Source organism: Rhodococcus sp. C-2 (genome assembly GCF_027854095.1).
GTDB lineage: Bacteria > Actinomycetota > Actinomycetes > Mycobacteriales > Mycobacteriaceae > Rhodococcus_F > Rhodococcus_F qingshengii.
On the sequence record NZ_JAQGFI010000026.1, the window covers coordinates 32,752 to 45,563 of the forward strand.

A 12,812-nucleotide genomic window follows, 5' to 3' on the forward strand; every position below is an offset into this window, starting at 1 on the left:
GAATGAAAATTTCATACACGAGTCATTGGCGGTTTGCCCACAGTTGGTTTCCGACCTTCAATCTCGTTCGTGCAACATCCTGTTCGCTCCTACATTTGGAGATTTCATGTCCCATGGCCGAATACTCACCACCCACACCGGGAGCCTCCCGCGCCCGGGAAACCTGTCATCGTTGGTTCGTCAGCGCGAGAACGGCGAGCTGACCGCATCAACCGCGTCAGCCATGCCCGAAACTATTCGTGAGGCCGTCGCCACCGTTGTCCGGCGCCAGCTCGATGTCGGCGTCGACATCATCAGTGACGGTGAAATGTCGAAGATCGGTTACGCAACCTATGCAAAGGAGCGGCTGAGCGGATTCGACGTTGATGCAGAGGTCCCCGAGGGCGGCGGGCTATCCATCGCGGATCTCGTCGACTACCCAGATCTCGCCGCAAGCTCGCTCGACGGTCTCGAAACATCGACTCCGGTTTGCGTCGGTGAAATCCGTTACGAGGGTCACGACTTGCTCGCTGAGGATCTCGACAACTTCACCCGCGCGGTCGACGGACAGCAAGTCACGCAGCGCTTCATGAACGCCGCATCCCCGGGTGTGATCGCCCTCTACTTGCCGAACAAGCATTACCCCACCCTCGACGATTACCTGTTCGCGAATGCAGAAGCCATGCGTGTTGAATACGAAGCCATCGTCGATGCGGGCCTGACCTTGCAGATCGATGCTCCGGACCTCGCTATGGGGCGACACATCCAGTACGCCCATCTCAGCGAGGCCGAGTACCTTCACCGACTCGATGTACACATCGACGCCATCAACCACGCTGTCGAGAACATCGACCCTGCGAAAGTTCGAGTGCACCTGTGCTGGGGCAACTACCAGGGCCCTCATCACCACGACATCGAACTCGACAAGATCGTCAGCCGGATCCTTCGGCTTCGCCCGAATGGTCTGGTGTTTGAGTCCGCCAACCACCGCCACAGCCACGAGATCGACGTCTGGCGTGAGACGAACATCCCGGAGGACAAGGTCCTTTACCCCGGCGTACTGGACACTTCGAGCGTCTACGTCGAGCACCCGAAATTGATTGCCAACCGCATCGTCGCATTCGCCGACATCGTGGGACGCGATCGGGTCATCCCCGGTAGCGATTGTGGCTTCGCCTCGTTCGCGACGTTCGTCGCAGTCGATCCCGAAATCGCCTGGGCGAAGCTTCGGACCTTGACCGCCGGAGCGCAATTGGCCAGCGAAAGGCTGTGGAAGTGACCCTCACTCCAGAGCAGCGCTCCGTATACGTCAACGAAAGCCCTGCCGTACCGATCCTCGACATCTCGGAGTATCTCAATCCTGCAACGAAGGGCAGGTTCGTTGAATCATTGCGCAACGCCTGCCATCACGTCGGATTCCTCTATCTGACCGGACACGGTGTAGATGACGACCTCAACACTCGCGTCAGCAATGTTTCCCGGGATTTCTTCTCTCGACCTGAGTCCGTCAAGCGTGAGATCGCCATGGTGAAAAGTCCGCATTTCCGTGGTTACACACCCGTCGGCGGCGAGGTGACCGGTGGCCGAGCGGATGTGCGTGAGGAAGTCGATCTGGGGCCGGAACGACCAGTGGCAGACGATGCCGATCATCCGTGGCGATGCTTGCAGGGACCGAATCAGTGGCCCGAGTCGGTGCCGGAATTCGAGCCCACCATGACCAGATGGGCCGACGAAATGGACCGGTTGGGCCGCATACTTCTCGATGCCCTCGCCGAGGGACTGGGCATCGACGCAGAACACTTCCGGAACTGGGTCACCCCCGACCCTGAAGCAACGATCAAAGCGGTCCGTTATCCGGCGCCAGTTGCGGGGCAGCAGCCACAGGGCGTCGGTACACACCGAGATTTCGGACTGCTCACCTTCGTTCTACAAGATGCTGTCGGCGGTCTTCAGGTAGAACACGCCGACGGACATTACATGGACGTGCCTTGCCTGCCGGGGTCCTTCGTCGTCAATCTCGGCGAGATGCTGCAGGTCGCGACCCATGGCTACTACAAGGCTACCGTGCACCGTGTCGTCAGCCCGCCGGCCGGCGTCGAACGCTTCTCCACCATCTACTTCTTCAACCCCCGCCTCGATGCCACGCTCGATCCCGTCGTCCTGCCTACAGACCTCGCTGATAGCGCACGCGGCGGAGCCAGTGACGATCCCGCCAACCCCATCCTCAGCACCTACGGTGAAAACATTCTCAAAGTTCGTCTGCGCGCCCATCCCGACGTGGCCGAACAGCACCACCGTGACCTTATCGACACCACCATCCGATGAGTTCGATCCGAACGAAGGACATGCTGTGACCGCAACCGTTGACACACCCGTCGACGCTCACATGAACCACACCGACTCCCGACCCGTCACCCAGACCGCTCAGCTGCCCGAGGGCAACCCGGGTCTGATTGGACTACCGCTCACCATCGTCGGCGCGTTGGGTCTCGGTTTCACCAACACCGGCATCGTTGATTCCGCGTCGGCCGCAATTCCGATCGTGATGTCAGCGACCTCGATCGGATTGCTCCTCGCAACCATCTGGGCCGCAGCCCTTCGGCAGAACGTCAATGCGGCCCTGTACTCGGTGTTCTTCGGCTTCTACGGGAGCTACGCCATCCTCTCACTCGGCCTCGGGAACGATTGGTTCGGCATCGACCCCGATCAAGTCACCACCACCAGCGCGATGTGGATCGGAAGCTGGTTGGTGACCATCACCATCCTCACCCTGCTCGTAATTCGCCTGCCCTGGTCATTCCCATTCCTCCTCGCCATCGTCGACTTGGCTCTTGTTTGCCTCCTTGTTGGGACACTGACGGCGTCTAGCGCGGCCACCCAGCTCGGAGGGTGGCTTGTCTTCCTATTCGTAGCGGTAGCAATCTACTTCTATGTCGCGGCGATGTGGGAAGAAACCGGCGGCTCTCCCCTGCCGATGGGGCGGCCCCTCATCAGCTGAATTCACGACACACCAGACCGCTGCTGTGGGTCGGTGCCTCTCCCGTGCCGGCCCACAGCAGCACACGATGGACCACCAGAGAAAGTAGAACGACCTTGCGCGACAATGCCACCAGCACAATTGATCTCGACAACTGGAACCGCGATGGACTACTGGTGGTCGAGGACGCCTTGAGCGCCCGCGAGCTCCAAGAGTTGCAGCAGTGGGTGTTCGATATCGAACACCGCCCGGGAACACCGAATCAGTTGCTGCAGTACGACGAAACGATCGCGGACGGCGGCACACGTAGATGCCGAACCGAAAACTTCGTGCCCTATCACGACGGACTACGAACATTGCTGACAGTTGGTCGCATCCCCGATATCGCTAGCTCCCTCTTGGGGGAGACCGCAGTTCTGTACAAGGAGAAGATCAACTACAAGGCGCCGGGCGGAAGCGGCTTCGCAGCTCATCAGGATGCCCCCGCCTACCCCTACGTGTCGAACACGATAGCGTGCATGGTCGCTGTCGATGACTCCACTTTGGCCAACGGCTGCTTGGAGATTGCGCGCAAAATGCACGCCGCGCAATTGCCCACCGATGCTCGCGGGTGCGTCGAACCTGAGGTAGCCGAAAACCTTTCGTGGGAGCCACTGCCCGTCTCCGCTGGTAGTTTGGTGTTCTTTCACTGCTACGTCCCCCACCGGAGCGGAGCGAACACTTCGGACTCCACCCGCCGCGCAATATACCTCACCTACAACGGTGAATCCGACGGTCAGCTTCGAGAGTCGTACTACGCAAAACGTATACACGATCTTGCCGATCAACCGGATCAGTTGAGCCTCATCGGGCATTTCTCAGGTACCGCTAAACCCGCCAGTTCATCGAACAAGGAAGGCCAAGCGTGACGATCACCGCGCAGGAACTGCAAGAGCTCTCGCTCCAAGAGATAGGTGCGTCAGCATTTTGTGATCGTCTATTCGAGTATCTCACTTTGGCAGGGCAAAGCCGCTACGACGAATCAGTCACTCAACTTGAGCATGGTCTGCAGTGCGCGCATCTCGCTGAGCAGGCCGGATTCGACTCCGCTGCTCAAATTGCTGCGTTGCTCCACGACATCGGTCATCTCATCTTGGACGAGCACGCTGGTCACAACGACTTCCTTGAGGACGATCTCGGCCACGAAGTCGTTGGCGCTCGTCTTCTGACTCGCTGGTTCGGAGCAGAGATTGGCCAACCCGTCGCACTCCACGTTCCGGCGAAGCGGTATCTCGTCGCCACGGACAGCGGCTATGTCGATGGCCTCTCTGAAGCGTCTGTGCGCAGTCTTGAGGTGCAAGGCGGACCGATGACACCCGACGAGGTCGACCGCTTCATTTGTCGCCCGTACCACCGACTCGCCGTCGATCTCCGTCGATGGGACGACCAGGGAAAAATTCCCGACGCACCGACGCCGCCATTGACTCATTGGAGACAGGCCATCATCGAGCTTGCGAATGTGGGTCTCCGCTAAAGGTTTTCGTCGATTTCTGGTTGTCGCTTCTTCTGGCCGAGCTGATCGCCTGCCAGAAGTTGCTGACGTGGGACGAAGGGGGTGGTGACGTGGCCTAGGTATCGCGCGGTCGTCTACATGCGATGCTGTTCGATTCGGGTTGAGACTCGGTGGAATAACTAGTGATTCGAGTTCGCCCGTTACATTCCCGTTCAGGAGCCGTAACGGCTCGTGGACACGGACAGGATCCCTGAGAATGCCTACACGGTTCTGCGACACGTACGAATGCTCCTATGGTGATCTGTGGTCGGAGTTGGTGGTGTTACATTCCGGTGGATCGCGGAGCCGCTCGCCTGGTTGTCGAACACGGTCCCCGAGCGGGCGGTTTTCGCCACACGCATCTGCTCGTGCCCCGCTTGTTTCCGCGCAGCGAACGACCCTTTTCGATCATCGAAACTGTCTCTGATTCGACTGGAGACGAGTTGAAACAACCCTGCCCGGAGAGGGGCGCGCCGAAACGCGTCCCCTCTGGACTCCAGAGGCCGTCTGAGGCCTAGTAATCAGGCTTTGGTGAGGGCGATTCAAGAGAAGAGCCATGAGAGGGCCTGGCTCACCAGCTCGTGGACGCCGCACCTCGTGGCGAGTGCCCCGACTATCTCGACGGCCTTTCTCAGCTGGTCCCGGGGCGTGCGAGGATCGCCAGATTCGCGGGTATCTGACGCGTTCGGGATGTTTGCCATTGCGCTGTTCGCTCCTTGGTGTGTTGGCCGGCGGGACTTTCAAGCCCGACGGTTGTCCCCTCTATCCTCGAGCTACAAGGCGGCCTGCTTTAAACGCTCGGTGTCACAAAGGTTCTATCGCTCCTGGTCAGCGGCGTGCGTCAGAAAACAGGTCCTGTGGGTGCGGTGAGAGCGTGGAACCTTCCGAACGCGCGCTTCGAGGTTGCCTCCATCGACATTTCGAGACACCACTTCGAATTGCTGACGAGGTAGCCCGCAAGCCAAGTGAGCATCGCCGGATCAGCTCCGGCATCGAGCTGCCGGGCCAGCGATATTCCCTCTACAAAGTGACAGGGCTTGGAGATGCCGAATTTCTGCTTTGTTTTAGCAGCGATTTTGGAAAATGCAGTCAGATCCTTGGCGTCCATTGCGGTCCGCAATGCCGACGCCTTGTAGCTCTCGTCTGAACTCGTGCGGACCGCAGCGATGACCCTCTCCATCTGGTGCTGGTTGGTTGCGATCGCTTCGTTGATGAGCCGGTCGCGTTCTTCACTGTCGATGAGACCGAGTTTGTGGGCTATCCGCGCCGGCACGGGTATCGGTCGGTCGAAGTTGATGGGGACGCTGTCATCGCCGGGATAGTGGATTGGTTTCGTGACGTACAGCAAGTCGGTGTCCTGCGGGCTGGGGAAGTGACGAAGAATCATCTCGACGAGCAGTTCAGGTTTGAGCGGACCGGCTTGCTTGGTGATGAGCTCGAATCCAGGTACCGGCCGGCGACCTCTCGGCGTCAAGATTGTGGGCCAGAGGAGTCTGTTGCTGCCGGACGTGACGTCGAGGACCCGGCCGGAACTGAGGTGATCCGCCCAGACGTTGTCGAGAGTTTCCGTGGACGCGAGGGTGTAGGGCCGCCATGTTGGCGGCAGGATGAGGGTCCATCCGGGCGGCTCCATGACCAAAGCGTGCAAATGCCTTGGCGGCGGCGCGACCTCGGTGTGGACGAGCCAGGTGTGAAGATCAGCAAGATAGAGCTTTCGGCGTGCCCGCCATACCAGCCCGGCACCACGGCCCTCGGAATCGATTGCACCGTCCGCCCGAAGGAGTCGCTGGTGTTCGATCAGTAGGTCTGGCCATTCGGTGTCCCGGTCATCTTGGTTATAGAGAATTCGGTCCATCTGTTCGGTCTTCGGTCCGGACAAAAGTGCGCGGGCAATGGAATTCGCGGCGAGGCGTCTACGTACGCCGTGCCATGCCTGATCGCCTTCCTGTAATTCGTGCGCGAGTCTGCTCGCCGGGCCCACTGGCCCGACTGCTCGTCTCTTCCGGAGGTCTTGGTCGCGCTTCTGCTTCTCCGCGTAGGCGTTCTCGAGGATTTCAAACTCTGAACCGGACAAGGTCGAGGCAACGACCAGGCGCCACAGGCCGCGTGCAGTGCGTTGACGGATCAGCGGTTTGATCCCCTCGAGGTTGGTATCGGAAAATGGTTGAACCCGTGCGATTGCAGTCATCACGGCATCGGTGAGCCTGCGAGCTTGGTAGTCGCGATGGCCGCGGGCACGTGACTGTCCCGGCACGCTGAAGGCGAGCTGTTTCGCCTCTTCAGCAGCATTCTCGGGCAGCCGCAACCGCAGCTGTACACCGGACTTCGGCTTGCCTCGACCTGCTGGAGTGGGATAGCGCATCACCGTTGCAATGTGAGTCAGCCGATTGTCGCTGTCGTCATAGTCTCCGCCGGATCGTCGTCGTTGATCCTCGATGTACTCAGCCAGAAGTTGTCGAACCGTCGCATCACGCGAGAGCCCGCGGTGTTCTACCACCTGGTCGAGTGCGTCGGCGGCGCACTGAGGAATTCGAACATTCGTCTCCAGCATGAGTGCATTATCCGTCGCGATTCAACAGTCTTGATCAATGCGCGGTGCCGGCGTGCTTGCGCCATCTGTCCTGGGGCGATGACAGGTCCCTGCGGGGTGTGCATGTGCTGACGGTGTGTCCAGTTTTCAGTGCCGCGCTGCTGTACTTGGCGCAGGTCATGGCGTGGAAGCTGTCCAGCGTTGGAGTGGCCATTCGGGCGCGTTGAGCCCTGCCCATCGACCAGGTGGTGGGCGCAATGCCTCCCAAAAGTTTGTTGCGGTCGATCGATCGAACGGAGGTAAGGGAGGCAGTGTCATATGTGCGGAAATGTCGCTGGAGGTTTCCTCGTAAGTGAATTCGAGTGCATTGGAGGCGATTTCGAGGTTTACTGCCCGGGTCTCCTCCGGGCTGAGCGTGAAAGGTGGCCGTAGACGATGACTTTCAGGTGTTGCAAGCAAGAGTCGGTGCGGGCCAATCGGGAACATCACTAGTGCCGCAGTGGCAAGAGCGGGGGCGGGATAGCGTTGCTGCCCCGGCCAGCCGATGAGCACGACGGGTTCGTCGCAGGTCAGTAGCGGTTGCTCGGAGGTCACGAGCCACCAGGTGCGCTGAGCCAGAAGCGGGGCGATGTGTTTCTTCCAAACCTTGATGGCGGTGTCGATCGCAGCTGCTTTAGGCCCCGTGTACTCAGGTTGGAGCATGATTTCGTCGATAATCTGGTGGTGCCGTGCTGGTGTGTAGTCGATACCTGTTGCTGCGCAGAGGATAGGCAGTAGTGCGCGGTGGTCGAGTGCTTCACGGACGTTGAACCGATCGCGAGCACTGCTGATGTCCAGGTTTCCTGCACGTGCTCGGGGCGTGCGCTGGCTTTGAAGGCCGACGAACACGGCTAGATTCCCGCTCAGATTGGGATCGGTGATTTTCCCAGCCGCGCGATTGTCGAGCGATCGAAGCCACCGCGCAGCGGCGTCTTCAATCCTGGACATGTGCGTTTCGAACCACAGGTCCGGCTCCACGTCGGGGTCGATGTCGTCACCGACGATCTGATAGAAGAACTCGTCGTTTGCGATCGCGTCCGGCAGGTCGAGATCGCTGCGTCCTGTCGCGATTTCGGTGAACCGCACTAGCGGGCTTTCGGGTCCGGAGGCCCACCGTCGCAGATACATCTGTGGGACGAAGTGATGTATTCGTGTTCGCTGTGAATTGTTGCGTGTGCGTTCCTTGGATCGTTCGATCTCAGCGTCGCTGAGCCATTTGTTGGCACTGCCCATAGCCGATGACGATAGCGTTTGGGCCAAGCCGTTTTGCGCGGTGTAGATCCCGCGCCAACCCCCTGACATCAAGGAGCGGCCCCGTGCCACCTTCACAGTACGATCCGACCATGCGTACCGACTTTGACCGTGCTGCCGAAATTGCACGCCTGGCAGCAGAATTCGACTGAACCTGGTCAGGAGATGGCCTCGATCGCTAGTCCTCGTCCTCGTCCTCCGGTTCGGGCTCATCCACCCATGCCTGATACCCCGGACTCGTCAGACGCAAGTCGATCGCATTGACACCCAGGTGCAGTGAAATGACCGCTTTCGGCAGGTCCCACCGGAGAGCTGCCTTTGGTTCGGGTTCGGCGCTCGTGGCTGTCCTCAGGAGTGCGGTAAATGCCACATCGAGGTTCGTGAACCCTTCGTCCAGCAGCGGGCGCACCACTGTCATGGGCGTAGCGTCATCTGCCACGTCCGTGACGAAGATCGAGATCCAAATTCATTCTGTGTTGCCGCCCGAACATTATCGATTCGGGCTGACCGACGCGGAGTCCGGTCCGAATCGAGGCGCCGGTTCGATCCAATTCAACGAGTTCCCATCCAGCCTGTGCGCAGAAGGGTTCCAGGTCGTCGACGGCCCAGGTCCAGTCGAATGCTGCGGCGAGGCGGGCGATCCGGGTGGCGCCTTCGATGTCGACGTGCATGTGCGGATGCTACGTCCTTCTTGATCGTTGTTGACGACGGCTCAATCGTGGGGGCGTCGAGGTGAGGGTTGGCGGGTTGTCGGTTATCGGATGCCGGCACCGTAGGTCAGCACCTTGCCAGCCTCGCGTGGGTCGACGTCCGTGACGGCCGGTTGCGGCATGCTGATGTTGACGACCATCGACTGGTCAACCTTCTTGTCGGTGTTCGCGGGCCAGGCGAGACCGGTGAGGGGGTTATTGGTGGTGGATGAGGTCTGGGAGGGTCTGGGCCATTCGACGCAATGAACGGCATGCGTGGCTGCTCGGCTTATGGTGCGTGGGTGATGACATGCGTGCGATGACGGTCGTGGTTGGACTTGGCCTCGTCGTGATGTGGGAGGCTACGACCGCCTTGACGGCCACTGCCGAATCACCAACTCTGACTACGAGAGAGCTGTAAAAGATGCGAGCAGATATCGAACGCGCTGCCCAGGCGGTGCGCGTGGCCGCTGAGTTCGACTGGACGTGGACCGTCAATGACCTGCCGCCGTTCTGCGGTCAGGTCGGTTGGCAGTTCAGCGGCCTCGATGAGCAGGTGCCAGCAGCCGTGACCAATCTCGAAGTCAATCGCCCCGATGTGTCGGTGGGCGTCGCGGACATATCGACAACCGACTTGTCGCGAGCAATCGATGAGATCTCCTTCCGTGCCAGTGATGTGGTTCTCGGTCAGAGCGACTTGGAGCCTGAGCTGGATGAAGTTTTCAATGCACTCGTGGACCGGATGTTCGAACTGCTCGGGCAGCGGCCCACGGATTGGTGGATCGAACCGACCCGCGGCCTGCGCTGGGACCTTCCGGGCCTGGTGGTTACGGCCCAGATCGGCGTCTCATCGGTCAGGGTGTATCTGGTCAGTCCTGCGTACCAGCAATGGTGCGACGAAATCGAGCAGAGCGCCGAAGATGAGTAGACGTGAGGTCGGTTGAGGCTGCGGCCGGCCCGACTCGCTGTCATTCCTGAAAATCGATAGCTTGCGCAGCTCGCACTAGGTGTACCCGGCCGTCAGGTCCAAGTGAGCACTTCGAGGTACGTCTGATGTTGTCCCATGCTGGGACAAGCGGTGGAGCGCTAGCTCTCTGCCGCTCGACTGGCTGAGTTGAGCGCGGATGCGAAACTGCGGGCCAGCAATTCGGCATTGCCGGGAACCTCGACCATGATCTCTGTGCCGCTCGGGAACTCGATCGTCAGGTAGAGGTTGTGCGATTGTTTCTTGGCCATCGCACCGATCATGGTTCCGGCGCCCGGGTTGATCGCTGTACCTAGCGCCATGCGCGTGAGGGTCGTACGTTGTTGGGTGCCCCCGATCTCGACGGACGCTCGGATCCCAGCGACTCTGTAGCGCTGTCCCTTGTACGTCAGGATTTTGCCGTCGAGCTTGAACCCGCCGAAGGTGGCCTTCTCCGGAGGAGGTGGGCCAACAGTGGGATCCACCGGCACATTGACCGACACCGCAGCCGGCGCCGGCGCCCGCTGCGGAGTCAAATCGTCGCCGAAGCCAAGAATCGGTTCGGCAGTTTGAACGGCTGCATTGAGTGCGGCGACCAGCGCGCCGATCTTGTCCTTGCCAGTGATGTAGTTGAAGTCAGCACGGCCGTCGCGGTTATGCCCTTTGCGTCCGCGAAGGAGCAATCTCATCTCGGCGGACTTGGATGCGGTGGCCTCACGCCAGGAAATGCCCTCGATCGCACCTACAGGGACTATCCAGGGAGACGCTGCCCGCTTATTGCGCGGTTGACGCCAGTGCGTGTGCTCGAATGTGACGGTCCCCGCCACCGTCGACGACACCCTCGCCGCCGGGGTACCGCCATTGAGGGCAGCGCAGTGATCAATACCGACCACTGGACCGAACGCTGGCCCGATCACCCTGTGATCAGGACATTCGCCGAGCCGAGGGCAGTGAAAGTCGACATCGGCCGCGCGCTCCCGCTCGGGCGCGGGGGAGCGTCACGCGCCGATCATGTGAGCATGCGGGTGAAAACGTCCGCGCTCTACATGTCCGGATACCTCGACGGCGTTCTCAAATTCTGGGCAAGGATGCACGATGGGCAATGGTTGGCCGGGGTAACCCTGCGGGTCACCGATGCCGGCGGAACCAACCTCGTCGAAATCGACATGCTCGTGACGGCCGACGCCATCGCCGAAGTGCCGGCCACCTGAACATCGCTACTCGATCGAAGGTGGCAGCCGAGGGCCGTGTGCTCGGAACCGGCTACCTCGCCGTTCACGCTCGCGGGCGTCCGCCAACGCTGCCTTGATGGTGCTGCGCGCCGCTGGAGCGATCGAGTACGTCACGCGTGGCTTCCCCGAAACGCTATCCAATCCGGGATCGTGGCGGACCAACCAATTCGCACCCGTCAACCGGGCGAGAATGCGATAAGTCTTTCCACTCGAATAACCCAGCGCGTCCATGACCCGATATCCGTAGATCTCCTTCTTCGGATGTCGGAGAAGGAGCGCAAGCACCGCTTGAACCGCAGGTGTTATCCGTATGCTGTCGGCGGCCACACCCCAACGCTACCAAAAAGATACGTACATACTTTTTTACATATAGAAACCAACAGTGCGAGTTGAAGGATGGACCGATGACACGCAAAAGCGCCGGTGAGCGAGGTGCTCACCGGCGCTGGAAATGCGAGATCGACCTATGTCACCAGCGCTGAAAACCGGTCACGTACGTGCCATTCCAGAGCGCCGGGTCGCTGAGCGTGATGGAGACACGACCTCCGTGTGAAGCTGCCTCGTCGACGATCTGGTCGACGGTGGCGTAGACGACGTTCCCGGTGGGCTGATAGACGGAACCAGGGCCGAGGTTCACGCGCCAACCCCGATCCGGGATGGGGCCGAGGAGGTTGCCGGCATTGGTGTCGGCGATGAATCGGGTCTCGTTCTGATCGAAATTGACTCCGACAAATCCGTTGCCGGAATACGGGGTCGCGGCAGAAGCGGCACCCGCCCCGAGGAGGGCCACAGCACCGGCCGCGACCGGGACCAACAGTGCAGCTACAGCCATACGTGGACGGGACATGAAAACCTCCTGTGACGCGAAGGCTGCATCGACCGCAACCAACTTGATGTAACTGACGGTAGCGCAAAACGTGATAACCGAACATTTGCGAGAACATGACGTCGGTCACGTCGGCTGTAGCGCGAAGGCTCGCAATCTGGGCATTCACACTTTATGACTAGGTGAAACAAGGCTGATCGTCTTTAAGTGCGGAGGCGGAAACGATCCGCTTGCCGCTTTCAGCTCCAAATGAGTAAATGCCTGGCACTCAACCCGGTCGGTCGGATCACCTACTGCATCCGCCTGCCCGGCCACCTGCGGTGTCCCCCAAGAGGATGCTCCGCTGCGCTCCGCTCTGTAGAAGCGAAAAGATCCTTTTTCCTTCCTGTCCTTCCGATCTTGATCGACGTGCTCGTCACTTGTGTGGACGCCATCACCGCGGTGCCGGCCACCTAGACGGTTGCGGAGACGGCCGTGATTGTCTCGGGGCGTTGTGCGGGATCACTGGTTCTGTCTGGCTCGCTGGGGGTTCAGACGATACGAAGTGTTTCCCAGTCCGGACCGCAGCCCGAGTGCGAAGAGTTGGCACTCCACGTCGTTGGCGGCCTTTCGTACCTCGTACGCGGTGGTGCCGGCAGTCGGGCGTGATGATCGTTTCTCACGTCCCCGGCACAGGGTGCGCCGGGGACGTGAGAAACGATTCTAGCGCCTATTTGTGCAGGTCAACCTATATAATTGGGGAGTCTAATTCGGTAGCGGACCTGACCAGTTCGCTCGATTCTGGAGGATTCCTG

General features: G+C 60.2%; 14 protein-coding genes. 7 read left to right on the forward strand and 7 right to left on the reverse strand.

All coding sequences use genetic code 11. The features are described 5' to 3' along the window. Positions 1-106: 106 nt before the first annotated feature. From PCS43_RS32500 to PCS43_RS32520, 5 genes are all read left to right on the forward strand, one after another. Positions 107-1,258 carry a cobalamin-independent methionine synthase II family protein gene (locus PCS43_RS32500; RefSeq protein ID WP_047269999.1) on the forward strand — a complete coding sequence of 384 codons (1,152 nt, stop codon included), beginning with the start codon at positions 107-109 and terminating at the stop codon, positions 1,256-1,258. Then, positions 1,255-2,304, forward strand: coding sequence for an isopenicillin N synthase family dioxygenase (locus PCS43_RS32505; protein WP_270923230.1), 1,050 nt, complete (start codon positions 1,255-1,257; stop codon positions 2,302-2,304). Before PCS43_RS32500 ends, PCS43_RS32505 begins: the two co-directional genes overlap by 4 nt. A gap of 25 nt (positions 2,305-2,329) precedes the next feature. After that, the gene (locus PCS43_RS32510) at positions 2,330-2,977 is read left to right on the forward strand and encodes a GPR1/FUN34/YaaH family transporter (RefSeq protein ID WP_052959898.1); all 648 of its coding nucleotides are present in this window, start codon (positions 2,330-2,332) and stop codon (positions 2,975-2,977) included. A 95-nt stretch (positions 2,978-3,072) separates the two neighbouring features. Then, the gene (locus PCS43_RS32515) at positions 3,073-3,864 is read left to right on the forward strand and encodes a phytanoyl-CoA dioxygenase family protein (protein WP_052959900.1); all 792 of its coding nucleotides are present in this window, start codon (positions 3,073-3,075) and stop codon (positions 3,862-3,864) included. Further along, positions 3,861-4,469: an HD domain-containing protein gene (locus PCS43_RS32520; RefSeq protein WP_270923231.1), complete on the forward strand. Its 609-nt coding sequence runs from the start codon at positions 3,861-3,863 to the stop codon at positions 4,467-4,469. Before PCS43_RS32515 ends, PCS43_RS32520 begins: the two co-directional genes overlap by 4 nt. 859 nt (positions 4,470-5,328) lie before the next feature. On the opposite strand, the gene PCS43_RS32525 is transcribed toward PCS43_RS32520, so the two are convergent. The 4 genes from PCS43_RS32525 to PCS43_RS32540 all read right to left on the reverse strand — a co-directional run bounded on the left by PCS43_RS32525 (position 5,329) and on the right by PCS43_RS32540 (position 8,978). Next, a complete protein-coding gene (locus PCS43_RS32525; RefSeq protein ID WP_270923232.1) occupies positions 5,329-7,038 on the reverse strand; it encodes a hypothetical protein in 1,710 nt (569 codons plus the stop codon). A gap of 156 nt (positions 7,039-7,194) precedes the next feature. Further along, a complete protein-coding gene (locus tag PCS43_RS32530; protein WP_270923233.1) occupies positions 7,195-8,289 on the reverse strand; it encodes a DUF4238 domain-containing protein in 1,095 nt (364 codons plus the stop codon). Between the two features lie 196 nt (positions 8,290-8,485). After that, entirely contained in the window at positions 8,486-8,725 is a 240-nt protein-coding gene (locus tag PCS43_RS32535) for a DUF6301 family protein (protein ID WP_270923234.1), read from the reverse strand. Positions 8,726-8,735: 10 nt separating this feature from the next. Continuing rightward, the gene (locus tag PCS43_RS32540; protein WP_270923235.1) at positions 8,736-8,978 is read right to left on the reverse strand and encodes a DUF6301 family protein; all 243 of its coding nucleotides are present in this window, start codon (positions 8,976-8,978) and stop codon (positions 8,736-8,738) included. 442 nt (positions 8,979-9,420) lie between these two features. Between PCS43_RS32540 and PCS43_RS32545 the strand changes: the two genes are divergently transcribed. After that, entirely contained in the window at positions 9,421-9,924 is a 504-nt protein-coding gene (locus PCS43_RS32545; RefSeq protein WP_047270429.1) for a DUF6301 family protein, read from the forward strand. A gap of 158 nt (positions 9,925-10,082) precedes the next feature. On the opposite strand, the gene PCS43_RS32550 is transcribed toward PCS43_RS32545, so the two are convergent. Next, a complete protein-coding gene (locus PCS43_RS32550; protein ID WP_270923236.1) occupies positions 10,083-10,853 on the reverse strand; it encodes a DUF4429 domain-containing protein in 771 nt (256 codons plus the stop codon). Between PCS43_RS32550 and PCS43_RS32555 the strand changes: the two genes are divergently transcribed. After that, on the forward strand, positions 10,836-11,171 hold the full coding sequence (locus PCS43_RS32555) for a hypothetical protein (RefSeq protein ID WP_270923237.1): 336 nt from the start codon (positions 10,836-10,838) through the stop codon (positions 11,169-11,171). The two genes, PCS43_RS32550 and PCS43_RS32555, sit on opposite strands and share 18 nt — an antisense overlap. A gap of 6 nt (positions 11,172-11,177) precedes the next feature. Here PCS43_RS32555 and PCS43_RS32560 read toward each other — a convergent pair whose 3' ends face one another. Next, a complete protein-coding gene (locus tag PCS43_RS32560; RefSeq protein ID WP_270923238.1) occupies positions 11,178-11,519 on the reverse strand; it encodes a helix-turn-helix transcriptional regulator in 342 nt (113 codons plus the stop codon). 142 nt (positions 11,520-11,661) lie between these two features. Beyond that, a complete protein-coding gene (locus tag PCS43_RS32565) occupies positions 11,662-12,039 on the reverse strand; it encodes a hypothetical protein (protein WP_070160699.1) in 378 nt (125 codons plus the stop codon). Positions 12,040-12,812: the final 773 nt, after the last annotated feature.

Excerpts from the sequence above, each read along its gene's own strand:
- PCS43_RS32525 (WP_270923232.1), bottom strand. The coding sequence starts at position 7,038 with ATGCTGGAGACGAATGTTCGAATTCCTCAGTGCGCCGCCGACGCACTC.
- PCS43_RS32565 (WP_070160699.1), bottom strand. The coding sequence starts at position 12,039 with ATGTCCCGTCCACGTATGGCTGTAGCTGCACTGTTGGTCCCGGTCGCG.
- PCS43_RS32540 (WP_270923235.1), bottom strand. The coding sequence starts at position 8,978 with ATGCACGTCGACATCGAAGGCGCCACCCGGATCGCCCGCCTCGCCGCA.
- PCS43_RS32530 (WP_270923233.1), bottom strand. The coding sequence starts at position 8,289 with ATGGGCAGTGCCAACAAATGGCTCAGCGACGCTGAGATCGAACGATCC.
- PCS43_RS32500 (WP_047269999.1), top strand. The coding sequence starts at position 107 with ATGTCCCATGGCCGAATACTCACCACCCACACCGGGAGCCTCCCGCGC.
- PCS43_RS32535 (WP_270923234.1), bottom strand. The coding sequence starts at position 8,725 with ATGACAGTGGTGCGCCCGCTGCTGGACGAAGGGTTCACGAACCTCGAT.
- PCS43_RS32545 (WP_047270429.1), top strand. The coding sequence starts at position 9,421 with ATGCGAGCAGATATCGAACGCGCTGCCCAGGCGGTGCGCGTGGCCGCT.